The 22,616-nt window shown below is 72.5% G+C and carries 25 protein-coding genes and 1 tRNA gene; 11 read left to right on the top strand and 15 right to left on the bottom strand.

Annotation, left to right across the window (positions count from 1 at the left end; genetic code table 11):
• Positions 1–235: 235 nt before the first annotated feature.
• The 3 genes from ABZX67_RS29885 to ABZX67_RS29875 are packed head-to-tail and all read left to right on the top strand — an operon-like array spanning position 236 to position 2,674.
• A complete protein-coding gene (locus ABZX67_RS29885) occupies positions 236–1,471 on the top strand; it encodes an amidohydrolase family protein (RefSeq protein ID WP_355366693.1) in 1,236 nt (411 codons plus the stop codon).
• Between the two features lie 34 nt (positions 1,472–1,505).
• Positions 1,506–2,162, top strand: a complete 657-nt coding sequence (locus tag ABZX67_RS29880) for an SDR family oxidoreductase (protein ID WP_355366690.1) — start codon at positions 1,506–1,508, stop codon at positions 2,160–2,162.
• Positions 2,159–2,674, top strand: coding sequence for a GyrI-like domain-containing protein (locus ABZX67_RS29875; protein ID WP_355366687.1), 516 nt, complete (start codon positions 2,159–2,161; stop codon positions 2,672–2,674). The genes ABZX67_RS29880 and ABZX67_RS29875 overlap by 4 nt, the downstream gene beginning before the upstream one ends.
• Positions 2,675–2,793: 119 nt before the next feature.
• Here the strand turns inward: ABZX67_RS29875 and ABZX67_RS29870 are convergent.
• Positions 2,794–2,875, bottom strand: a tRNA-Tyr gene (locus tag ABZX67_RS29870).
• A gap of 171 nt (positions 2,876–3,046) precedes the next feature.
• On the opposite strand from ABZX67_RS29870, the gene ABZX67_RS29865 reads away from it, so the two are divergent.
• The 3 genes from ABZX67_RS29865 to ABZX67_RS29855 all read left to right on the top strand — a co-directional run bounded on the left by ABZX67_RS29865 (position 3,047) and on the right by ABZX67_RS29855 (position 4,852).
• A complete protein-coding gene (locus tag ABZX67_RS29865; protein WP_355366684.1) occupies positions 3,047–3,535 on the top strand; it encodes a YajQ family cyclic di-GMP-binding protein in 489 nt (162 codons plus the stop codon).
• 127 nt (positions 3,536–3,662) lie between these two features.
• The gene (locus tag ABZX67_RS29860) at positions 3,663–4,169 is read left to right on the top strand and encodes a methylated-DNA--[protein]-cysteine S-methyltransferase (protein WP_355366681.1); all 507 of its coding nucleotides are present in this window, start codon (positions 3,663–3,665) and stop codon (positions 4,167–4,169) included.
• The gene (locus ABZX67_RS29855; RefSeq protein ID WP_355366678.1) at positions 4,166–4,852 is read left to right on the top strand and encodes an alpha-ketoglutarate-dependent dioxygenase AlkB; all 687 of its coding nucleotides are present in this window, start codon (positions 4,166–4,168) and stop codon (positions 4,850–4,852) included. Before ABZX67_RS29860 ends, ABZX67_RS29855 begins: the two co-directional genes overlap by 4 nt.
• Positions 4,853–4,873: 21 nt before the next feature.
• On the opposite strand, the gene ABZX67_RS29850 is transcribed toward ABZX67_RS29855, so the two are convergent.
• Entirely contained in the window at positions 4,874–5,143 is a 270-nt protein-coding gene (locus ABZX67_RS29850) for a GlsB/YeaQ/YmgE family stress response membrane protein (protein ID WP_355366675.1), read from the bottom strand.
• Positions 5,144–5,229: 86 nt separating this feature from the next.
• On the opposite strand from ABZX67_RS29850, the gene ABZX67_RS29845 reads away from it, so the two are divergent.
• A complete protein-coding gene (locus tag ABZX67_RS29845; RefSeq protein ID WP_355366672.1) occupies positions 5,230–6,444 on the top strand; it encodes an APC family permease in 1,215 nt (404 codons plus the stop codon).
• Positions 6,445–6,572: 128 nt separating this feature from the next.
• Here ABZX67_RS29845 and ABZX67_RS29840 read toward each other — a convergent pair whose 3' ends face one another.
• From ABZX67_RS29840 to ABZX67_RS29780, 13 genes are all read right to left on the bottom strand, one after another.
• Positions 6,573–6,965 (bottom strand): YccF domain-containing protein, encoded by a 393-nt coding sequence (locus ABZX67_RS29840; RefSeq protein ID WP_355366669.1) that lies wholly within the window; start codon positions 6,963–6,965, stop codon positions 6,573–6,575.
• The gene (gene htpX, locus ABZX67_RS29835; protein ID WP_355366666.1) at positions 6,962–7,825 is read right to left on the bottom strand and encodes a zinc metalloprotease HtpX; all 864 of its coding nucleotides are present in this window, start codon (positions 7,823–7,825) and stop codon (positions 6,962–6,964) included. The genes ABZX67_RS29840 and htpX overlap by 4 nt, the downstream gene beginning before the upstream one ends.
• 151 nt (positions 7,826–7,976) lie before the next feature.
• Positions 7,977–8,435 carry a large conductance mechanosensitive channel protein MscL gene (gene mscL / locus ABZX67_RS29830; protein WP_355366663.1) on the bottom strand — a complete coding sequence of 153 codons (459 nt, stop codon included), beginning with the start codon at positions 8,433–8,435 and terminating at the stop codon, positions 7,977–7,979.
• Between the two features lie 28 nt (positions 8,436–8,463).
• Positions 8,464–9,996, bottom strand: coding sequence for an NADH-quinone oxidoreductase subunit N (locus ABZX67_RS29825; RefSeq protein WP_355366660.1), 1,533 nt, complete (start codon positions 9,994–9,996; stop codon positions 8,464–8,466).
• Positions 9,993–11,570: an NADH-quinone oxidoreductase subunit M gene (locus ABZX67_RS29820; protein WP_355366657.1), complete on the bottom strand. Its 1,578-nt coding sequence runs from the start codon at positions 11,568–11,570 to the stop codon at positions 9,993–9,995. The genes ABZX67_RS29825 and ABZX67_RS29820 overlap by 4 nt, the downstream gene beginning before the upstream one ends.
• Positions 11,571–11,573: 3 nt before the next feature.
• Positions 11,574–13,580, bottom strand: a complete 2,007-nt coding sequence (locus tag ABZX67_RS29815) for an NADH-quinone oxidoreductase subunit L (protein WP_355366654.1) — start codon at positions 13,578–13,580, stop codon at positions 11,574–11,576.
• Entirely contained in the window at positions 13,577–13,930 is a 354-nt protein-coding gene (nuoK, locus tag ABZX67_RS29810) for an NADH-quinone oxidoreductase subunit NuoK (protein ID WP_355366651.1), read from the bottom strand. Before nuoK ends, ABZX67_RS29815 begins: the two co-directional genes overlap by 4 nt.
• Positions 13,930–14,538 carry an NADH-quinone oxidoreductase subunit J gene (locus tag ABZX67_RS29805; protein WP_355366648.1) on the bottom strand — a complete coding sequence of 203 codons (609 nt, stop codon included), beginning with the start codon at positions 14,536–14,538 and terminating at the stop codon, positions 13,930–13,932. The genes nuoK and ABZX67_RS29805 overlap by 1 nt, the downstream gene beginning before the upstream one ends.
• On the bottom strand, positions 14,535–15,152 hold the full coding sequence (locus tag ABZX67_RS29800) for an NADH-quinone oxidoreductase subunit I (protein WP_355366645.1): 618 nt from the start codon (positions 15,150–15,152) through the stop codon (positions 14,535–14,537). The genes ABZX67_RS29805 and ABZX67_RS29800 overlap by 4 nt, the downstream gene beginning before the upstream one ends.
• A complete protein-coding gene (locus tag ABZX67_RS29795) occupies positions 15,152–16,120 on the bottom strand; it encodes a complex I subunit 1 family protein (protein WP_355366642.1) in 969 nt (322 codons plus the stop codon). Before ABZX67_RS29795 ends, ABZX67_RS29800 begins: the two co-directional genes overlap by 1 nt.
• Positions 16,117–17,193 (bottom strand): NADH-quinone oxidoreductase subunit C, encoded by a 1,077-nt coding sequence (locus ABZX67_RS29790; RefSeq protein WP_355366639.1) that lies wholly within the window; start codon positions 17,191–17,193, stop codon positions 16,117–16,119. The genes ABZX67_RS29795 and ABZX67_RS29790 overlap by 4 nt, the downstream gene beginning before the upstream one ends.
• Entirely contained in the window at positions 17,190–17,819 is a 630-nt protein-coding gene (locus ABZX67_RS29785) for an NADH-quinone oxidoreductase subunit B family protein (RefSeq protein ID WP_355366636.1), read from the bottom strand. The genes ABZX67_RS29790 and ABZX67_RS29785 overlap by 4 nt, the downstream gene beginning before the upstream one ends.
• On the bottom strand, positions 17,810–18,211 hold the full coding sequence (locus tag ABZX67_RS29780; protein WP_355366633.1) for an NADH-quinone oxidoreductase subunit A: 402 nt from the start codon (positions 18,209–18,211) through the stop codon (positions 17,810–17,812). The genes ABZX67_RS29785 and ABZX67_RS29780 overlap by 10 nt, the downstream gene beginning before the upstream one ends.
• A gap of 214 nt (positions 18,212–18,425) precedes the next feature.
• Here ABZX67_RS29780 and ABZX67_RS29775 point away from each other — a divergent pair, with 214 nt between their 5' ends.
• The 4 genes from ABZX67_RS29775 to ABZX67_RS29760 all read left to right on the top strand — a co-directional run.
• Positions 18,426–19,586, top strand: a complete 1,161-nt coding sequence (locus tag ABZX67_RS29775) for a sensor domain-containing protein (protein WP_355366630.1) — start codon at positions 18,426–18,428, stop codon at positions 19,584–19,586.
• Between the two features lie 161 nt (positions 19,587–19,747).
• On the top strand, positions 19,748–21,070 hold the full coding sequence (locus tag ABZX67_RS29770) for a sensor domain-containing protein (protein ID WP_355366627.1): 1,323 nt from the start codon (positions 19,748–19,750) through the stop codon (positions 21,068–21,070).
• 141 nt (positions 21,071–21,211) lie between these two features.
• Entirely contained in the window at positions 21,212–21,883 is a 672-nt protein-coding gene (locus tag ABZX67_RS29765; RefSeq protein ID WP_355366624.1) for a response regulator transcription factor, read from the top strand.
• A gap of 287 nt (positions 21,884–22,170) precedes the next feature.
• On the top strand, positions 22,171–22,616 hold a 446-nt coding region (locus ABZX67_RS29760; RefSeq protein WP_355366621.1), incomplete at its 3' end, for a 2-oxoacid:acceptor oxidoreductase family protein.

Genomic DNA, 22,616 nt, shown 5'->3' with positions numbered 1-22,616 from the left:
TCGCCCAAATCCGATTCCGGGCGGCGCGACGACTGCCGACTCCCCCACCCCGTAGGCCACTCGCGCCCCACGCCGGTACGACTATTGCGCTCCTCCTCGAAGCCCCGCGGAAGGGCCCCTAGGCTCGCCTCACGCTGCGTGATCTTGCGCGTACCCGCGCCCTGACGACCGATGTCCGGGTCGCGCCCGAGCCCCCGCCAGGAGCGCCAGGAGCGCCAGGAGCCAGAGGAGCCAGATGTCCTCCGACAGCCAGCAGCCGCACCCGCCCGAGGGCGCCACCGCCGACACCACCACGCTGCTGCTGTGCGGCGCCCGCCTCACCGACGGCCGGACCGTCGACGTACGGCTCGCCGGCGGGCGTATCGAGGCCGTCGGCACGGCGGGCAGCCTGCCAGCCGCCGGCACCGCCCGGGTCGACCTCGGCGGCTACGTGCTGCTGCCCGCCCCCGCCGAGCCGCACGCCCACGCCGACACCGCCCTGAGCGCCGACTTCCCCGGCCCCGTGTCGTACGCCACGGAGGACGTCCAGCGCCGCGCCACCGAGGCCGCGCTGCTCCAGCTCGGCCACGGCGCGACCGCCGTGCGCGCCCACGTCCGGATCGGCGACGTGCAGGGCCTCGGGCCGCTGGAGGCGGTCCTCCAGGCACGCCGCTCGCTGCGCGGGCTGGCCGACCTGACGGCGGTGGCCGTGCCGCGGCTGCTGACCGGCGTGGCGGGCGCGGACGGGCTGGCGATGCTGCGCGACGCGGTGAAGATGGGCGCTTCCGTCGTCGGGGGCTGCCCGGACCTGGACCCGGATCCCATCGGGTACGCGGAGGCGGTGCTGGAGGTGGCGGCCGAGCACGGCTGCCCGGTGGACCTGCACACCGACGGCGACGATCCGGCCCGCCTGGCGCGGCTGGCCGCGCTGGCCGGCGGCCTGCGGCCCGGGGTCACCATCGGCCCCTGCGGGGCCCTGGGATGGCTGCCACGGGACGCGGCGGCCCGGGCGGCCGACCGGCTCGCGGCGGCGGGCGTGACGGTCGTGTGCCTGCCGCAGGGCGGCTGCGCCGGGACGGAGGTGCGCGGCGCGGCGCCCGTACGGCTGCTGCGGGCGGCGGGGGTGCGGCTGGCGGCGGGGAGCGGGGCGCTGCGGGACGTGGCCAATCCGGTGGGGCGGGGCGATCCGCTGGAGGCGGCGTACCTGCTGGCCTCGCAGGGCGGGCTGGCGGCCGCCGAGGCGTACGCGGCGGTGAGCGGGGCCGCGCGGGAGGCGATGGGGCTGCCGGCCGTGCGCGTGGAGGCGGGCTTTCCGGCGGAGCTGCTGGCGGTACGCGGGGAGCGGCTGTCGGGGGTGCTGTCGCTGGCGTACAGCCGGATCGTGGTGCACCGGGGGCGGGTGGTGGCGCGGACGAGCGCGGTGCGGGAGTACTGCGACTCGGCGGCGGCGCTCGAACTGCCGCGCCAGGGACGGCCGGACGCCCGTCCCTGAGCGCTTTCGGCTCCGGGGTCGTACGGTCGAGAGCATGCGCATTGTCATCGCTGGAGGACACGGTCAGATCGCCCTGCGGCTGGAGCGGCTGCTCTCGGCCGGCGGGCACGAGGCCGCGGGGATCATCCGCGACCCGGAACAGGCGGACGCGCTGCGCGAGGCGGGCGCCGAACCGGTCGTCCTGGATCTGGAGTCGGCGTCGGCCGACGAGGTCGTGGAGGTGCTGCGCGGCGCGGACGCGGCGGTCTTCGCCGCCGGCGCCGGGCCGGGCAGTGGCGCCGCACGCAAGGACACCGTGGACCGGGGCGCGGCGGAGCTCTTCGCGGACGCGGCGGAACGGGCGGGGGTACGGCGGTTCCTGATGGTCTCGTCGATGGGCGCGGACGCGCGGCGGCAGGGCGACGAGGTCTTCGACGCGTACCTGCGGGCGAAGGGCGCGGCGGACGACTACGTGCGGTCGCGCAGCGGCCTGGACTGGACGATCCTCAAGCCCGGCATGCTGACGAACGACGCCGGTACGGGGCTCGTCCGGCTGGAGGCGTCCACCGGGCGCGGGCCGGTGCCGCGCGACGACGTGGCGGCGGTGCTGGCCGAGCTGGTGGAGACCCCGGCGACGGCGGGGCTGACGCTGGAGCTGGTGAGCGGGTCGGTGCCGGTGGCGGTCGCCGTCAAGGCGATCGCGGGCGAGTGAGGGGCGCGGGAGCGGCGGGGATCTCGCCGGTGGTGGAGGAGCGGCCCGAGCAGCCGTACGTCTTCCTGCGCCGCTCCGTGACGATGGACCACTTCGCCGAGGTCGCCGACCGGCTGCCCGAGCTGGTGGGGTGGCTGGCCGCGCGGGACATCCCGCGCGCCGGGGCGCCGTTCTTCCGGTACAACACGGTCGCGCCGGACGGGGGCGCGTGCGAAGTGGAGGCAGGCATCCCGGTCGCGTCGGCCCTGGAACCGGAGGGCGACGTCGGCGTGGCCCTCCTGCCGGCCGGCCGTTACGCGACCCTCACCCGCGTCGGCCATCCGGAGGGGCTCCTCGCGGCGGTCGGGACCCTGCTGGAGTGGGCGCGGGAGCAGGGGCTGGAGTGGGACATGCGGGTGGTGGACGGCGTGGAACGGTGGGGCTGCCGCATCGAGTCGTACCGCACGGACCCGCGCGAGGAGCCGGACCCGGCGAAGTGGGAGACGGAGCTGGCGTTCCGCCTGGCGGACTGACCGTCTCGCTGCGTGGGAGAGCGCCCGGCCCGGGTGCACGGCCCGGGCCCCGCTGGCCGGGTACATGAAAAACGGCCCCCGATCTCACGTTTCCGCAGATCAGGGGCCGTCTCATCGCGTGGCGGCGCCAGGATTCGAACCTGGGTAGGCTAAGCCGACGGATTTACAGTCCGCTCCCATTGGCCACTCGGGCACACCGCCATGGGATGTCGCCGTGGAGAGATCCGCTTTCGGCGGTGCTCCGTGGCAACGACGTAAACAATACCTGATGCCAGGGGGTGCTTGGCCACCGGTTTGATCAGCAGGTGGGGCGGGTGTGGGTGACTAGGCTTTGAGGCACTGACACGCACCCGACCCAAGGAGCCACAGGACATGGCCGACTCCAGTTTCGACATCGTCTCGAAGGTCGATCGGCAGGAGGTCGACAACGCCCTCAACCAGGCGGCGAAGGAGATCTCCCAGCGCTATGACTTCAAGAACGTCGGAGCCTCCATCTCCTGGTCCGGCGACAAGATCCTGATGCAGGCGAACTCGGAGGAGCGGGTCAACGCCATCCTCGACGTCTTCCAGTCCAAGCTGATCAAGCGGGGCATCTCGCTGAAGGCGCTGGACGCCGGTGAGCCGCAGCTGTCCGGCAAGGAGTACAAGATCTTCGCGTCGATCCAGGAGGGCATCTCCCAGGAGAACGCCAAGAAGGTGGCGAAGATCATCCGTGACGAGGGCCCCAAGGGCGTCAAGGCGCAGGTGCAGGGCGAGGAGCTGCGGGTCAGCTCGAAGAGCCGTGACGATCTGCAGGCCGTGATCGCCCTGCTGAAGCAGCAGGACTTCGACTTCGCGCTGCAGTTCGTGAACTACCGCTGAGCCGCTGCCGGGGCCGCCGAGGCCTGGCCTTCGTGTCCGATTTCCGCCAGCGGTCGGGGCGGGTCCGGGCCCAGACTGGCGGTCGGGCCCCGCAAGGGGCCGAGCGCGAGGAAGGGAAGACCGAGCCATGACGGTGTACGCGTACGTCGACGGGCCGCTCGGCGCGATGCTGCTGGTCGGCGAGGAGTCCGCCCCGACCGGGGCCGGCACCGCGCTGGTCTCGCTCTCGCTGCCGGAGCAGAAGGGCGGCGCGGTCGTCCAGGACGGGTGGCGGCACGCGCCGGAGGCGTTCGAGGGCATCGCCGCGCAGCTCGCGGCGTACTTCGCGGGCCGGCTGACGCGCTTCGACATCCCGTACGCCGACGGGACCGGCACGGCCTTCCAGCGGCGGGTGTGGCGGGCGCTGGAGGACATCCCGTACGGCGAGACCGCGACGTACGGGGAGATCGCCGCACGGGTCGGCTCGCCGGGGGCCGGGGTACGGGCCGTGGGGACGGCGATCGGGCGCAACCCGCTGCTGGTGGTACGCCCCTGCCACCGGGTCATCGGCGCGGACGGGGCGCTGCGCGGGTACGCGGCCGGGCTGGAGCGCAAGGAGCGGCTGCTGGGTCTGGAAGGCGTGCGGGCGCGGTGACGGGCGGGGCCGACGGCCTGTTTCCGCTGCGCCGCGAACGGACGGAGGTCGCGCCGGGCGCGGTGCACGTGCCCGGGTGGCTGTCGGTGCGGCGGCAGCGGCAGCTCGTCGAGGCGTGCCGGGGGTGGGCACGCGGGCCCGTACCGATGCGGCACACGGTGCTGCCGGGCGGTGGCCTGATGTCCGTCCGCACCGTGTGCGTGGGCTGGCACTGGCAGCCGTACCGCTACAGCCGCACCGCCGACGACGTGAACGGCGCCCGCGTGGCGGAGTTCCCCGACTGGCTGGCGGAGTTGGGGCGGGCGGCGCTCGTGGCGGCGTACGGGGATAAAGGCGGGGACGAAGGCGGGCACGGCGGCTATGCCCCGGACACCGCGCTGGTCAACTTCTACGAGCGCGGGGCCCGGATGGGCATGCACCGGGACCGGGAGGAGCGGTCCGGCGCTCCGGTGGTGTCGCTGAGCATCGGGGACCGTTGCGTCTTCCGGTTCGGGAACACCGAAACGCGCGGACGGCCCTACACGGACGTGGAGCTGGCGTCGGGCGATCTGTTCGTCTTCGGCGGGCCGTCGCGGTTCGCGTACCACGGCGTGCCGAAGGTGTACCCGGACACGGGCGACCCGGGGGTGGGGCTCGCCTCGGGGCGGCTGAATATCACCCTGCGGGAGACCGGGCTCTCCTGAAGGCGCGGCGCGGCGCGGCGCTCAGCGGGAGCGGGAGTGGCCGAACAGGATCCGGTAGGCGATCAGCAGCACCAGCGAGCCGCCGATGGCCGCCGCCCAGGTGGCCCCGTCGTAGAACTCGTTGGTGATCGGCCGGTCCAGGAGGCGGGCCGACAGCCAGCCGCCGACGAACGCCCCCGCGACGCCGATGACGGTGGTGCCGATCAGGCCGCCCGGGTCGCGGCCCGGGAGCAGGATCTTGGCGATGACTCCGGCCAGCAGCCCGAGGACGATCCAGCTGAGGAAGCTCATGCCGGGAACCTGCCTTTCATACGGTGTTGTCGTGAAGGACGCCGGGGGCGGCCGGGGAGGTTGCGGGCGTCAGTAGGGTGCGGCACATGACACGGGAGTTGCGGCGGTCGCTGGGCGTCTTCGACGCGGTCGTCATCGGGTTGGGCTCCATGGTCGGCGCCGGGATCTTCGCGGCGCTGGCACCGGCGGCCGGAGCGGCCGGCAGCGGGCTGCTGGCGGGGCTCGCGCTGGCCGCGGGCGTGGCGTACTGCAACGCCATGGCGTCGGCGCGCCTCGCCGCCCGCTACCCGGCGTCGGGTGGCACCTATGTGTACGGTCGCGAACGGCTCGGTCCTTTCTGGGGGTTCCTGGCGGGCTGGGCCTTCGTCGTGGGCAAGACCGCGTCGTGCGCGGCGATGGCGCTGACGGTCGGCGCGTACGTGTGGCCGGGGCAGGCGCACGCGGTCGCGGTCGCGGCGGTGGTGGCGCTGACCGCCGTGAACTACGGGGGCGTGCAGAAGTCGACGTGGGTGACGCGCGCGATCGTGGCGGTGGTGCTGGCGGTCCTGGCCGCGGTGGCGGTCTCCTCTCTCGGGTCGGGGGCCGCGGACTTCGGGCGGCTGGAGCTGGGGAGCGACGCGACGGTGGGCGGTGTGCTCCAGGCCGCGGGGTTGCTGTTCTTCGCTTTCGCGGGGTACGCGCGGATCGCCACCCTCGGCGAGGAGGTCAGGGATCCGGCGCGGACCATCCCGCGGGCGGTCCCCCTCGCCCTGGGCATCGCGCTCGTGGTGTACGTGGGTGTGGCGGTCTCCGTGCTGTCGGTGCTGGGCACGCGGGAGCTGGCCCAGTCGGCGGCTCCGCTCGCGGACGCGGCGCGGGCGGCGGGCCACGGCTGGCTGGTCCCGGTGGTGCGGGTCGGCGCGGCGGTGGCCGCGCTCGGTTCGCTGCTGGCGCTGATCCTCGGCGTCTCCCGGACGACGCTGGCGATGGCCCGCGACGGCCACCTGCCGCGCGCCCTCGCCGCCGTCCACCGCCGCTTCCAGGTGCCGCACCACGCGGAGCTGGCGGTGGGCGCGCTCGTCGCGGTGGTGGCGGCCACAGCGGACCTGCGCGGGGCGATCGGCTTCTCGTCGTTCGGGGTGCTGGCCTACTACGCCATCGCCAACGCCTCGGCGTGGACCCTCGGGACCGGCCGCGCCCTGGCGGTGGCGGGCCTGGCGGGGTGCGCGCTGCTGGCGTTCGCCCTGCCGGTGTCGTCCGTACTCGCGGGCGCGGCGGTACTGGCGGCGGGCGCGGTGATCTACGCGGTCCGGCGCGGGTAGGTCCGGGCGGCGCGGGAAACGCGGGATATTCGGGTTGCCCAGGCCTCTGGGTCGTACTCGTGTTCCGTCATGTGGCCATGGTGGACCACGCCACTGACAATCGGTGACGCGACCGCCACGCTCGGGCGTCAGCGGGCGGCGAAGGGCCGGTCCGTCGGAACGATCTCCTTGCCGAGCGGCAGCAGCGAGACCGGGATCAGCTTGAAGTTGGCGATGCCGAGCGGGATCCCGATGATCGTGACGCACAGGGCGATGCCCGTGACGATGTGGCCGATCGCCAGCCACCAGCCCGCCAGCACCAGCCACAGCACGTTCCCGACGCAGGACGCCGCGCCCGCGTCGCGGCGGTCCACCACCGTCTGGCCGAAGGGCCACAAGGCGTACAGGCCGATGCGGAACGCGGCGACGCCGAAGGGGATGCCGATGACGGTGATGCAGAGCAGCAGGCCGGCCACGAGGTAGCCGAGGAACAGCCAGAAGCCGCTCAGCACCAGCCATACGAGGTTGAGGATCGTCTTCACGGGCGGCGACCTGCCATCTGCTCGAGCCGGGCAATACGTTCCGCCATCGGCGGGTGGGTGGAGAACATCCGGGCGAGCCCCTGGCCCGGCCGGAACGGGTTGGCGATCATCATGTGGCTGGCGGTCTCGATCCTGGGCTCCGGCGGCAGCGGGAGCCGCTTGGCGCCCGCCTCCAGCTTCCGCAGGGCGCTGGCCAGGGCCAGCGGGTCGCCGGTCAGCTGGGCGCCCGAGGCGTCCGCCTCGTACTCCCGCGAGCGGCTGATGGTGAGTTGGATGACCGACGCGGCGAGCGGACCGAGCAGCATGATCAGCAGCATGCCGAGCAGGCCGGGGCCTTCGTCGTCGTCCGAGCGGCCGATCGGAATGAGCCAGGCGAAGTTCACCAGGAACATGATCACCGAGGCGAGGGCGCCGGCCACGGACGAGATCAGGATGTCGCGGTTGTAGACGTGGCTGAGCTCGTGGCCGATCACACCGCGCAGCTCGCGCTCGTCGAGGATCTGGAGGATGCCCTCGGTGCAGCAGACCGCGGCGTTGCGGGGGTTGCGGCCGGTGGCGAAGGCGTTCGGGGCCATGGTCGGAGAGATGTAGAGCCGCGGCATCGGCTGGCGGGCCTGCGTCGACAGGTCGCGGACCATCCGGTACAGCTGCGGCGCCTGGAACTCGCTCACCGGTCGGGCCCGCATGGCGCGCAGGGCCAGCTTGTCGCTGTTCCAGTACGCGTACCCGTTGGTGCCGAGCGCAACGACCAACCCGACGATCAGGCCCGTACGCCCGAAGAGGCTGCCGATGAGGATGATGAGTGCGGACAGTCCCCCGAGGAGTACGGCGGTCTTCAGCCCGTTGTGCCGGCGGTGCACGGTACGCCCTCCAAGTGGTGCGGCAGGGGAACCCTTGCTGGTGCTGGTCCTCGTCCACTGTCCAGTGGACCCTCCCGTACTGGTCAACGCCAGGCGGGAGTGGCGGGTTCCCTCGCGCGCGGGGGGCGGTGCGCTCGGCCGTCCGGGCGACTCAGCGCGGGGCCGGCATCAGGCCGGCCTTGGCGAGCGCCTCGGGCAGCGGCTCGACCTCGCTGGTGCAGTGGCGGCAGCGGCTGGCGACGGCGGGGATCTCGGAGTAGCAGCGGGGGCAGTCGCGCAGGGCCGCCTTGATGTCGAAGGGCTCGTCCCGCTTGAAGCGGCTCTGGATCTTCATCATCGGGACCACGACACCGAAGTACAGGACGGCCGCCGTGATCAGGAAGGCGAGGATCGCGCTGACGAAGAGGCCGTACGGGAACTTCGCGCCCTCCACCGTGAAGGTGGCCTTGCTGTAGTCGCCGATCGAGCCGGTGGCGAGGCCGATGAGCGGCACGATGAAGGCGTTGCTGAAGGCCGTGACGACCGCCGTGAAGGCGGCTCCGACCGCCAGGCCGATCGCCATGGAGATGACGTTTCCGCGCAGGACGAAGTCCTTGAAACCGTTCAGCACGGTCGTGCTCCCGAAAGTGGTGGGGGGATCAGAACAGGGTGCTCGCGGCGAAGCGCAGCACCAGCTGGGGGTAGCCGGACAGCAGGACGCCTGCGAAGGCCGTGAGGCCGATGGCGAGGGTGATCGGCGCGGGGGCGGCCGCGCGGGCCACCACCGCCTCCGTCTTCGTCCCGGCCTCGGGGGCGCGGAACAGCACCGCCGTCCACTGGAGGTAGTAGTAGAGACCGATCACCACGTTGACGCCCATGACGACGGCGAGCCAGCCCAGGCCCGCGTCGACCACCGACTGGAACACGGTCACCTTGGCGAACAGGCCGATGATGCCGGGCGGCAGGCCCGCCAGACACAGCAGGAAGAAGCCCATGGCGAGCGCGGTGACGGGCCGGGTCGCGTACAGGCCCCGGTAGTCGGAGATCCGGTTGAGCGGCCGCGTACGGGCCACCAGGGCGGCGACCGCGAAGGCGCCGAGGTTCACGACGGCGTACATCAGGGCGTACGAGACGGTGGCGCCGATCTGGTCGTTGCTGGAGTACGCGGCGGCCGCGATCGGTACCAGGAGGTAGCCGGCCTGCGCCACGGAGGACCAGGCCAGCAGCCGGACGGCGCTCCACGCGCGCGTGGAGACCTGCCGCAGGGCGGCGACGTTCCCGACGGTCATGGTCAGGGCGGCCAGCACGGACAGGGCCGGGCCCCAGACGTCGGCGTACGAGGGGAACGCGACGACGGTCACCAGGATGAGGCCGGTGAAGCCGACCGCCTTCCCGACGACGGAGAGGAACGCGGCGACGGGGAGCGGCGCGCCGACATAGGTGTCCGGCACCCAGAAGTGGAACGGCACGGCGGCCGTCTTGAAGGCGAAGCCGACGAGGGTGAGGGCGACGCCCGCCTTGGCGAGGGTGGCGAGCTGGGCCGGGGTGTCGTCGATGCCCTGGGCGATCTCCGTCAGGTGCAGCGTGCCGGTCGAGGCGTACACGAAGCTCACGCCGAGCAGGGACACGGCGGTCGCGGTGACGGAGGAGAGGAAGAACTTCAGCGCCGCCTCGCCGGACATGCGGTCGCCGCGCTTGAGGCCGACGAGCGCGAACGCGGGCAGCGAGGCGACCTCCAGGGCGACGATCAGGGTCGCCAGGTCGCGGGAGGCGGGCAGCAGGGCCGCTCCAGCGGCGGAGGAGAGCAGCAGGAACCAGAACTCCCCGGCGGGGAGCTTCTCCTCGGTCTCCGTGAGCGACAGCAGGGCCGTCAGGAGGGCGCCGCCGAGCACCAGGAGCTGGATGACGAGGGTGAAGTGGTCGGCGGTGTAGCTGCACGCGTCCGGCTCGGTGGTGAGGCAGAAGGTGGAGCGGTCGCCCTTGCGTAGCGGCGCGAGGGCGACGAGGGCGGCGGCGAGACCGGCGATCGACAGCCAGCCGAGGAGGCGGCGGCGGTCCTTCGGTACGAAGAGGTCGGCGACGAGCACGGCCAGGCCGGTCACGGCGGCGATGGTGGGCGGCGCGATGGCCGCCCAGTCGACCGACTGGACGAGCTGGGCTGTGTTCGCGGTGCTCGCGGCTGCGGCGGTCACGACTTGCCTCCTGCGAGGAGCTTCTGCACGGCCGGGTCGGTGAGGCCGAGGAGGAGCGCGGGCCAGAGGCCGGCGAGGACGGTGAGGACGGCCAGCGGGGTCCAGGCGGCGAACTCGTACGGCCGGACGTCGGCGATCGGCGGCCGGCCCTCGGCGGGCTGGGCGCCCATGCAGACGCGGCGTACGACGACGAGGAGGTACGCGGCCGTGAGCAGCGTGCCGAAGGCGCCGATGGCCATGAACGTCAGGAAGGCGGGGCGGTTGAGGCCCGCGGCCGGCTGAAACGCGCCGAACAGCGCGAGCATCTCGCCCCAGAACCCGGCGAGGCCGGGCAGGCCGAGAGAGGCGACGGCGGCGAAGGCCAGCAGGCCGCCGAGGCGCGGCGCGCGGCCGTAGAGCGCGGCGCCGGTCTGCTGGGCCAGGGCGTCGAGGTCCGTGGTGCCGGTGCGGTCCTTGAGGGCGCCGACCAGGAAGAAGAGCAGGCCCGTGATGAGGCCGTGGGCGATGTTGGCGAAGAGCGCGCCGTTGACGCCGGTGGGGGTCATGGTGGCGATGCCGAGGAGCACGAAGCCCATGTGGCCGACGGAGGAGTACGCGATCAGGCGCTTGAGGTCGCCCTTGGCGCCGGAGCGGGCCAGGGCGAGGCAGGCGAGCGATCCGTAGATGATGCCGGCGACGGCGAAGGCCGCGAGGTACGGGGCGAGGACGTGCATGCCGTCGGGCGTGATCGGCAGGACGATCCGGACGAACCCGTACGTACCCATCTTCAGCAGGACGCCCGCGAGGAGCACCGAGCCGACGGTCGGGGCGGCGGTGTGGGCGTCCGGCAGCCAGCTGTGCAGCGGCCACATCGGGGTCTTCACCGCGAGGCCGACGCCGATCGCCAGAACGGCGATGACCTGCACGGATGTGGTGATGTCACGGCCGTTGTCAGTGGCGAGTGCCACCATGTCGAACGTGCCCGCCTTCAGCCCGACGAGGAGCAGGCCGAGCAGCATGACGACCGAACCGAGCAGCGTGTAGAGGATGAACCGCCAGGCGGCCTGGCGCCGGCCCTCGCCGCCCCAGCGGGCGATGAGGAAGTACATCGGGATGAGGACCATCTCGAAGGCCAGGAAGAACAGCAGCAGGTCGAGTACGGCGAAGGTCGCGAGCGTGCCGGACTCGAGGACGAGCAGCAGGGCGACGAAGGCCTTCGGGGACGGGCCCGCGGGCATCTTGAAGTAGCTGTACAGCGCGCAGAGGAAGGTCAGCAGCGCGGTCAGGACGAGGAGGGGGAGCGAGATGCCGTCGGTACCGAGGTGGATCCGTACGTCGAGCGCGGGGATCCAGCTGATGTCCGTCGTGGCCTGCATCTTCGACGGCTGGTCGTGGTCGAAGCCCAGCATGAGGACGATCGCGGCGGCGAGGACCGCGCCGGTCACGGTCACGCCGTGGCGCAGCACGGCCTGGTCCGGGGACTTCCCCTTCAGCCCGGGCGGGGCGGGGAGGAGCGCCGCGGCCGCGCCGATGAGCGGGCCGACCACGATGAACGCGAGGAGGAACTGCATCACGGATTCGCTGATATCGATCACGGCTCACGCTCCGGCGGCGACGAGTACGGCGGCGATCGCCAGGACGACGGAGCCGGCCAGCAGGACGCTGAGGTAGGTCTGCACATTGCCGGTCTGGGCACGGCGTACGGCCCGGCCGAGCAGGTGCGTGCCGCTGCCCGCGCCGCGTACGTAGGTCTCGACGACCTCCCGGTCGAGGAAGCTGACCAGGGAGGCCGCGGCCCGGACCGGGCGTACGAAGAGGGCGGAGTAGACGGCGTCGAGGCGGAAGCCGGCGGCGGCGTGGGGGTGCAGCGGGCCGAGCAGCAGGCGTCCGGGGTCGGCGGGGTCGGGCGCCGACGCGATATCGCCGTAGGCGGCGGTGTGGGTGGCGATGGCCTCCTCCTCGGAGACGGCCGGCTGCTCCTGGGGGTGGGCGGCGACCGCGCCCAGCGGGGTGCCGTGGGCCGTCGCGGTGGCCTCCCTGTGGACCGCCGCGCGCCAGGCCGCGTAGGTGACCAGTCCGCCGACGAGCGCGATGCCCGTGCCGAGCACCGCGGTGGTGACGGTGGGGGTGAGCTCCTGCCCGTCGAACCAGTCGCCCAGGTAGCCGGCGGTGAGGCCGAAGGCGAGGGACGGGACGGCGAGCACCCACAGGACGCCGTTCATGACGAGCGGCTGGCGGCCGTGGTCGGGGGCCTCGGTGCCGCGGCCCCGGAAGGCCAGCAGCCACAGGCGCGTCGCGTAGGCGGCGGTGAGGAGGGCGGTGATCAGACCGGAGACGAGCACGATCCAGCCCGCCCCGGCGGGGGCGACGGCCCGGTCGCCGAGCGCGGTGTGCTCGGCGGCCACGAGCACCGCCTCCTTGGAGAAGAAGCCGGCGAACGGCGGGATCGCGGCGAGCGCGAGCAGCGCGACCGTCATCGTCCAGTAGGCGTCGGGGATGCGCGCGGCGAGGCCCCGCATGCGGGACATGGCGGCCAGGGAGTTGGTGCCGGCGGCGTGGATGATCACGCCGGCCGCGAGGAAGAGCAGCGCCTTGAAGGCGCCGTGCGACAGGAGGTGGAAGACGGCGGCGCCACGGTCGCCGACGGCCAGGGCACCCGACATGTAGCCGAGCTGGCCGATGGTCGAGTACGCGAGCACGCGCTTGATGTCGTCCTGGGCGAGGGCGGCCAGTCCGGAGCCCACCATCGTGACCGCGGCCATCACGGCGAGCACGGTCATGGCAACCGCGGAGGCGGCGAAGAGCGGGAGGAGGCGGGCCACGAAGTAGATACCGGCGGCGACCATGGTCGCGGCGTGGATCAGCGCGGAGACCGGCGTCGGGCCGGCCATCGCGTCGGGCAGCCAGGTGTGCAGCGGGAACTGCGCGGACTTGCCCGCCACACCGGCGAGGAGCAGCAGCGCCACCAGTGTCGGGTGGTCGATGCCATCGGCCGCGACGGCGCCGAGGATCCCGGTGATCCGGAACGTGCCGGCGTCGGCGGCCAGCGCGAAGAGGCCGATGAGGAACGGGACGTCGCCGAGCTTGGTGACGAGGAACGCCTTCAGGGAGGCGGCCCGCGCCTCGGGCGTCTCCCAGTAGTGGCCGACCAGGAAGTACGAGCAGATGCCCATGATCTCCCAGCCGACCAGCAGCACCATCAGGTCGCCGGAGTAGACGACGAGCAGCATCGCGGAGGTGAAGAGGGAGACGAGCGCCGCGTACGAGGGGTAGCGCGGGTCGTCGCGCAGATAGCCCGTCGAGTAGATCTGCACGCACGACGCGACCACGCCCACCAGGACGGCGGCGAGGGCGGCGAAGCCGTCCAGGTCGAGGGCGAGCTCGATGGGGACCGAGCCGGTCGGGGTGAGCTGGGTGGCCGCGTCGATCGCGCGGCCACCCCCCTGCCGGACGGCGACCAGGACGGCCACCACGAGGGCGGCGAGCGTCGGCAGGACGGCCAGCGGGCGGACGAAGCCGGGCGCGGTGCGGCCGAGCAGCAGCCCGGCCAGGGCACCGAGGAACGGAAGGAGGGGAACGAGGACGGCGAGGGTCGTGGTGGTCACGCGGTGGCCTCGGCCTTCTCGTCGGGGGCGTCGTCGGGGCCCGGCGTCTCGGCGTTGTCGCGGAGCTTGTCGATGTCGGAGGTGCCGCGGTTGCGGTAGACCATCAGGACGATCGCCAGGCCGATGCCGATCTCGGCGGCGGCGATGGCGATGGTGAAGAGGGTGAGCGCCTGGCCGGCGTGGAGGGTGTCGCGGAGCCAGACGTCGAACGCGACGAGGTTGAGGTTGACCGCGTTGAGCATCAGCTCGACGGACATCAGGACCAGGATCGCGTTGCGGCGCGCGAGGACTCCGTACAGCCCCGTGCAGAAGAGCAGGACGGCGAGGACCGCGGGATAGGCGAGGTGCATCAGCGCTGCCCCTCCCGGTCGGTGGTCCGGTCGACGGTCCGCCCGCCGGTCCGGTCGGCCGAGGCGCCGTCGGTCGCCCGGTCCTTGCGGGACAGGACGATCGCGCCGACGAGCGCGGCGAGGAGGAGGACGGAGAGCGCTTCGAAGGGCAGCACCCAGTGCCGGAAGAGGATCGAGCCGGACACCTTGGTGGAGCCCTGGACGGGCCCGTCCAGGTCGATCCAGGTGGTGCGGAACGCGTCGACGACCACCCAGACCAGGGCGGCCGCCGCCGCGCCGGCCACCACGAGCGCGGCCGGCCGGTTGCCCGAGTCCGCGTCCGGGGAGCGGCCGATGGGTGCCTTGGTGAGCATGAGACCGAAGAGGAGGAGGACGACGACGGAACCGACGTAGATGAGCACCTGGACCCAGGCCACGAACTCGGCGGTGAGGAGGAGGTACTCGACGGCGATGCCGCCGAGCGCCACGACCAGCCACAGGGCGGCGTGCACCAGCTGCTTGGTGGTGACGGTGACGACGGCCGCGCCGAGGGTGACGATGCCGACGAGGAGGAAGGCGATCTCGACGCCCGTGGGCGACAGGAAGCCGTGGGCTGCGGCGAGGCTCACTCGCTGCCTCCCGTGGTCCCGGGCGCGTCGGTGCCCCCGGTGGCCTGGGTGCCCTCGGCCGGCTCGGCGGCCTGGGCCGCCTCGGCCGCCTGGGCGGCGGCGAGCTTCTCCGCGGCCTTGCGGGCGGCGGCGATCTCCTTCGGCTCCTCGGCGCCCGGATCGAGGGCGGGCGGCTCCGGGACCGTCCACATCCACTCGCGGAGCTTGTCCCGCTCGTGGGTGAGGTCGTGGATGTCGGTCTCCGCGTACTCGAACTCCGGCGACCAGAACAGCGCGTCGAAAGGACACACCTCGATGCAGATACCGCAGTACATGCACAGCGCGAAGTCGATGGCGAACCGGTCGAGGACGTTGCGGCTGCGCTCGCGCCCGCCCGGCGTGGCGGCCGGGATCGTCTCCTTGTGGGAGTCGATGTAGATGCACCAGTCGGGGCACTCGCGGGCGCAGAGCATGCAGACCGTGCAGTTCTCCTCGAACAGTCCGATCACGCCGCGGGTACGGGGCGGCAGCTCGGGCTGGGCGTCCGGGTACTGCGCGGTGTGACTCTTCTTCGTCATCGTGCGCAGCGTGACGGCCAGGCCCTTGGCGAGGCCGGATCCGGGAATCGGAGGCATCAGGGGTTCACCACCTTGACGATGCCGGTGAGGGCGATCTGGGCGAGGGCGAGCGGGACGAGCGTGGTCCAGGCGAGCTTCTGCAGCTGGTCCTCGCGCAGCCGCGGGTAGCTCACGCGCAGCCAGATCACGATGAAGGCCAGCACGGCAGTCTTGAGCAGGGTCCAGAGCCAGCCGAGCCCCTCGGCGCCGAAGGGGCCGTGCCAGCCGCCGAGGAAGAGGACGGTGGTCAGACCGCAGAGCACGACGATGCCGGCGTACTCGGCGAGGAGGAACAGCGCGAAGCGCAGGCCCGTGTACTCGGTGTACGCACCGAAGATGATCTCGGAGTCGGCGACCGGCATGTCGAAGGGCGGGCGCTGGAGCTCGGCGAGGCCCGCGGTGAAGAAGACCAGCGCGCCGACGATCTGCCACGGCAGCCACCACCACTCGAAGGCGTTGACGATGCCGGGGAGGGAGACGGTGCCGGCCGCCATGGCGACGGAGGCGGCGGCGAGCAGCATGGGCAGCTCGTACGCGAGCAGCTGGGCGGCGGTGCGCAGGCCGCCGAGGAGGGAGAACTTGTTGGCGGAGGCCCAGCCCGCCATGAGGGAGCCGAGCACGCCGACGCCCATGACGGCGAGCACGAAGAAGACGCCCGCGTCGACCAGGACGCCGACGGCGCCCTCGCTCGGGCCGATCGGGATGGCGACCAGCACGAGGAGATACGGAAGGAGGGCGACGGCGGGGGCGAGCTGGAAGATGCGGCGGTCGGCGTTGGCCGGGACCACGTCCTCCTTCTGCGCGAACTTCACCCCGTCCGCGACGAGCTGCGCCCAGCCGTGGAAGCCGCCGGCGTACATGGGGCCGAGGCGGCCCTGCATGTGCGCCATGACCTTGTGCTCCGTCTGTCCGATCACCAGCGGCAGGACGAGGAACACGGCGAAGACGGCGACCAGCCGGAGGGCGACATCGAGCACGTCGTTCACGCGTCTCCTTCAGGTCGTTCGGGCTGTTCGGGTCGTGCGGGCCGTTCCGGTTGTTCGGGTTGTTCCGGGCGTGCGGGCCGTTCGGGGCGTGCGGGTCGTGCGGGTCGTTCCGGGCGTCGCTGCTCTTCGGCGTCGGGCGCGGCGGCGGTGTCGTCGTCGAAGGCCGGGCGCGGGTTGTTCCAGGGCGCGTCCGTGCTGCGGGTGCGCGGCGGGGACGGCGGCGCGGGCGTGGCCTCGGGCGCGGGCGTGGTCTCCGGTGCTGCGGGCTCCGTGCGCTGGCTGGCCGAGCCGTCGCTCACGCTGCGCGCGCGGCGGGGCGTGCCGGTCGCCGGAGCCGTCGGGGCAGCCGGAGCCGCCGGGCCCGCGGGGGCCGCCTGGCTCGCGGAGCCCTCGGCGGCCGTACGGGCCCGGCGTACCGGACGGTCGCCCGCAGCGGCACCGGCTGCGCCGGCGGCGCGGGCCGGGCGTTCGCGGGCGGGGCGCGCCGGGGCAGGGGGGAGCTGGCCCTTGAGGGGGCCCCACTCGTTGGGGTCGGGCACGCCGGGCGGCAGCATCTGGCGGCGCTTGGGCCCGCCGTGCTCGGATTCGCCCGGCTCCTTGGCGCCCGGCCACGCCTTCGCCACCCGCGCGGCCAGGACGAAGTCCTTGCGCAGCGGGTGGCCTTGGAAGTTCTCGGGCAGGAGGAGCGGCGACAGGTTCGGGTGGTTCTCGAAGCGGACGCCGAACATCTCGTACGTCTCGCGCTCGTGCCACGCGGCGCCCGCGTACACCCCGATGGCGGTCGGCAGCACCGGCGCGTCGTGCGGCACGGTCGTACGGAGCAGGAGACGGCGGACCACGCCGTCGGCCAGGGCGACGACGTGGGCGCAGACGCGGAAGCCCGTCGCCGGTTCGTCGACCGCGCTCAGCCAGTCGAAGTAGGTGCAGCCCAGCTCGTCCCGGGCGGTTTCCAGCGCGGCGATCCAGGAACCGGCCGGCACGTCGACCGTCAGCAGGTCGTACGCCCGCTCGGCGGTGGCCTCCTCGCCGAAGACCTCGGTGACGGACTCGGGGAGACGGTCGTACGCGTTCACGCCGAGCCTCCCGGGGACGGCGGCGGCACGGGGCCGCTGCGCAGCTGCGCGACCGAGGAGGGCCGCCCGTGGCCGTACCGCTCGCCCAGCGACTCGCGGGCGATCTTCTCCTGGAGCTTGAGAATGCCCTGAAGCAGCGCCTCGGGGCGCGGCGGGCAGCCCGGCACGTACACGTCGACGGGAATGATCTGGTCGACGCCCTTGGTCACGGCGTACGAGTCCCAGTACGGTCCCCCGCAGTTGGAGCAGGCTCCGAAGGAGATGACGTACTTCGGCTCCGGCATCTGCTCGTACAGCCGCTTCACCGCCGGGGCCATCTTGTCGGTGACGGTCCCGGAGACGACCATGAGGTCGGCCTGGCGCGGGCCGGGTGCGAACGGGATCACGCCGAGCCGGATGAAGTCGTGCCGGGCCATCGACGCGGCGATGAACTCGATCGCGCAGCAGGCCAGTCCGAAGTTGAAGACCCACAGGCTGTAGCGGCGGCCCCAGTTCAGGACCACCTTCATCGGCTCGGGGGCGAGCCGGGACAGGACGCCGAGCCTCTTCGGCTCGGGCAGGTCCACAGGGCTCGCAGGGGCCACAGAGGCCACAGACGTCTCGGGAGTCACAGGGGTTACGTCCATGTCAGGACGCCCTTCTTGTACGCGTAGAGCAGTCCTACGGCGAGGAAGCCGAGGAAGATGAACATCTCGACCAGCGTCGTGGCGCCGTACCCCGGCGCTGCGAAGACCGTCGCCCACGGGAAGAGGAAGATGGAGTCGACGGCGAAGATGACGTACAGAAAAGAGTAGACGTAATAACGGACCTGGGTGTGGGCCCAGCCCTCGCCCACCGGGTCGACGCCGCACTCGTACGTGAGCATCTTCTCCTGCGTGGGCACGACGGGCCGGAGCAGCCGGCCGGCCGCGAAGGCGACGGCGACGAAGAGCACCCCGAGCAGCGCCAGTAGTCCTACCACCGAGTAGCTTTGGAAGTAGTCGACGGCGAGTACGGTCCCCACGGTCGGTTCGGGCACGTCCGTGTTCCTCGCTCCCTGCCACGCGGCTGCTGTTGCGGCTGTTGTTTATGCGTTCTCTACGCACGGGAGTGTAGGCCCTGGCAAAGCGCGGGTAATCAGCCGTGCCGCACTTCGGCGGCGCCCCGGTGGCCCTTGAGGTGGGGTTAGCCCTACTCCACTCCCCCCACGAGCCCCATGGCGTGGGCGTGTACGGCCGGGCAGGCTGATCCGCATGACCGCACGCACCGCACCGCGCTTCGCCCTCGGCCCGCAGGCCTGGAAGGAGGTCGCGTACCTCCTGTCCAACCTCCCGGTCGCCGTGATCGGCTTCGTCTACGTGACAGTGGTGGTGGGCGTCGGCGTGGGCCTGTCGGTGACCGTCGTCGGGCTGCCGCTGCTCGCCGTCGGCCTTGCCGGGGCGCGGGTCCTCGGCCGGACGGAGCGGGCCCGGGCCCGGGCGCTGCTCGGCATACGGATCGACGAGCCGAGCCGGCTGCCGCACCGGCGCGGCGCCGGCTTCTTCCCCTGGCTGTGGACGGTGCTGAAGGACCCGGTGGCCTGGCGGACGATGCTGTACGCGTTCGTCCGGCTGCCGTGGAGCGTGCTCACCTTCGCCGTGACGCTGGTGGGTCTCCTCGTGCTGTGGCCGGTCCTCGGCTACATCGTGCGGGGCATGGCGGCCGTGGACGGGGCGGTGGCGCGCGGCCTGCTGTCGCCTTCCGACGAGTTGGAGCGGCGGATCGCGGAGCTGGAGTCGGACCGGGGCGTGGTCGTCGACACGGCAGCCGCCGATCTGCGCCGCATCGAGCGCGACCTGCACGACGGCGCCCAGGCCCGGCTCGTCGCCCTCGCCATGGACCTGGGCCTGGCCAAGGAGAAGATGGCCGAAGACCCCGAGGCCGCGGCGCGCATGGTCGAGGAGGCGCACGGCGAGGTGAAGACCGCACTGCAGGAGCTCCGCGACCTGGCGCGCGGAATCCACCCCGCGGTCCTGACCGACCGAGGCCTGGACGCCGCCCTGTCCGCCGTCGCCTCCCGCTGCACCGTCCCGGTCAAGGTGTCCGTCGACCTGCCGGAGCGGCCGGCCGAGGCGATCGAGGGCATCGCCTACTTCACGGTCTCCGAGCTGCTGCAGAACGTGTCCAAGCATGCGGGGGCGCGCTCGGCGGCCGTCGACGTGTGGCGGGCGGACGGCCGGCTGCTCATACAGGTGACGGACGACGGCCACGGCGGTGCCCGGCTGGACGGCGGGACCGGCCTGCCCGGCCTGGAGGAACGCCTGGGCGCGGTCGACGGGCTGTTCACGGTGGAGTCACCGGCGGGCGGCCCGACCACCGTCACCGCCGAGCTGCCCTGGCGCCCCCGGGAGACCTCCCGCCCGGCCGCACGCTAGCGGCCCGCCGGGGGGACCCCACCCGCCTCGGGAGTAGGGGAAACCCCCGGTGAAGACGGAGACCGCCCTCATGGTGGGCGCGGCCCGGGCCCGGCAGCCTGGATACATGACGCACGGGCGCGCACGGCGCGACCGCGACTCGCAGAAACGGACAGACACCGATGGCCATGGCATACGGCTCGGGCACCACCCGGCACCACCGCGTTCCCGCGGCGCTGCGTGCGCCGTTGGAGGCGCGCACCTGGCGCGAGTTCGGCTACCTGCTGCTGGGCCTGCCGCTCAGCGTCTTCTACTTCACCGTCGCGCTCACGATGGCCTCGCTCGGCGCGGGGCTGCTCGTGACCTTCCTGGGCATACCCGTCCTCGCCGCCGGCCTCGCCGTGTGCCGCGGGTTCGGCGCGGTGGAGCGGGCTCGGGCGCGTGTGCTGCTGGGGGTGGAGATCGCCGACCCGGATCCGGTACGGGGCGGCCCCGGCCGCGGGCTGATGGCCCGGGTGGGCAGCCTGCTCAAGAGCGGTGTGTCCTGGCGGCACTTCCTCTACGCGGTGGTCCACATGCCCTGGGCGGTCTTCGCCTTCGCGGTGGCGGTGTCCTTCTGGTCGTACGGCTGGGCGCTGCTGACGTATCCGCTGTGGCAGTGGATCTTCCCGGTGTACGCGGGCGTCGACGGGCTGCAGCTGTACGGCGACGGGACGCACAGCATCCACCTGGACTCGCCGGTCGAGCTGGCGCTGACGAGCCTGGTGGGCCTGCTGCTCTGGATGCTCACGCCGTGGCTGATCCGCGCGCTGGCCACCATCGACCGGCTGCTCGTCACGGGACTGCTCGGCCCGTCCCGGCTCGCCAGCCGGGTGTCGGAGCTGGAGTCGGACCGGGGCGTGGTCGTCGACACGGCAGCCGCCGATCTGCGCCGCATCGAGCGCGACCTGCACGACGGCGCCCAGGCCCGGCTCGTCGCCCTCGCCATGGACCTGGGCCTGGCCAAGGAGAAGATGGCCGAAGACCCCGAGGCCGCGGCACGCATGGTCGAGGAGGCACACGGCGAGGTGAAGACCGCACTGCAGGAACTGCGCGACCTGGCGCGCGGAATCCACCCCGCCGTCCTGACCGACCGAGGCCTGGACGCCGCCCTGTCCGCCGTCGCCTCCCGCTGCACCGTCCCGGTCTCGGTCGAGGTGGACCTCCCGGAGCGGCCCGCCCCGGCGATCGAGGGCATCGCCTACTTCACCGTCTCGGAGCTCCTGCAGAACGTCTCCAAGCACTCCGGTGCCACGCGGGCCGGTGTCGACGTGTGGCGGGTGGAGGACCGGCTGCTGCTCCAGGTGACGGACAACGGCCGCGGTGGCGCGCGGCTCGACGGCGGTACCGGTCTGGCGGGGCTGGCCGAGCGGCTGGACGCGGTCGACGGCGTCCTGGATGTGAAGTCACCGGCCGGTGGCCCGACCGCGATCATCGCCGAGCTGCCCTGGCGTGACCGGCCCTGACACACCCCTCGCCAGCTGCACACTTCGCCCAAGTGGTTATCCACAGGCAGCCCATGACGGTCCGGATGCTGGAATGCTGTCCCCCGGACGCGCAAACGCGTGGAACACATCAATGCGTGGGGGCTCAGGATCGTGGGAGATGTGGAAGACCGAGTACGGGTGGTCATCGCCGAGGACTCCGTGCTCCTTCGGGAGGGGCTGACCCGGCTGCTGAACGACCGGGGGCACGACGTCGTGGCGGGGGTGGGCGACGGCGAGGCATTGATCAAGACAATTGACGACCTCGCGGCCCAGGGGGGCGTGCCGGACGTGGTGGTCGCCGATGTGCGGATGCCCCCGACGCACACCGACGAGGGGGTGCGGGCGGCGGTGCGCCTCCGCAAGGAGCACCCCGGCATCGGTGTCCTGGTGCTGTCGCAGTACGTGGAGGAGCGGTACGCCACCGAGCTGCTGGCCGGCAGCACCCGGGGTGTGGGGTATCTGCTGAAGGACCGGGTCGCGGAGGTCCGCGAGTTCGTGGACGCGGTGGTGCGGGTGGCCCGGGGTGGTACGGCGCTGGACCCGGAGGTGGTGGCTCAGCTGCTGGGGCGGAGCCGTAAGCAGGACGTGCTGGCGGGGCTCACGCCGCGTGAGCGGGAGGTCCTGGGGCTGATGGCGGAGGGACGGACGAACTCCGCGATCGCACGGCAGCTCATGGTGAGCGACGGCGCGGTGGAGAAGCACGTGAGCAGCATCTTCCTGAAGCTCGGGCTGGCCCCGAGCGAAGGTGATCACCGGCGGGTGCTCGCAGTGCTCACCTATCTGAACAGCTGAGGCGTCCGAACAGCTGTCGCGACCGAAAGCCGAGGCGCCACAGACGCCCGGCCCAGAACCGGAGGACCGGCCGGGAGCGTCGTTCACGCAGGAGTCGGGGGGAGACAAAGCATGATGAGTCCGGGTGTAAGGACGTTCCAAAATAACGTCCAACATTTGAGCGATCCAGGGAAGGCGACCCTTACGGACGTAGGGTGGGCCTTGGGAGCACCGGCCACCAGGCGGTCTTCCGAGCGTTCCCCCGCCGACGGCGGGGAGGCCCCTTGTCTCGAGGGAGGTCCAGTTCAGTGACCAGCCAGGTCAGTAGCCCGGCCGAGCGGGCGGACGAGGCCGGCGAAGCCGACGAGGCTGTCGTCGGGGAACAGCGCGGCACGACGGCGCGGCACGACGGTGAGAAGCAGGTACGTCGTCTGGATCGGGTGATCATCCGGTTCGCGGGTGACTCGGGTGACGGGATGCAGTTGACGGGTGACCGGTTCACCTCGGAGACGGCGTCGTTCGGCAACGACCTGTCCACGCTGCCGAACTTCCCCGCCGAGATCCGTGCCCCCGCCGGCACCCTGCCCGGTGTCTCGTCGTTCCAGCTCCACTTCGCCGACCACGACATCCTCACCCCGGGCGACGCCCCGGACGTCCTGGTCGCGATGAACCCCGCCGCGTTGAAGGCCAACATCGGCGACGTACCGCGCGGCGGCGAGATCATCGTCAACACCGACGAGTTCGCCAAGCGCGC

It is taken from the genome of Streptomyces sp. NPDC003036 (assembly GCF_040611175.1).
GTDB lineage: Bacteria > Actinomycetota > Actinomycetes > Streptomycetales > Streptomycetaceae > Streptomyces.
This window is presented reverse-complemented; position numbering and strand designations above follow the sequence as displayed.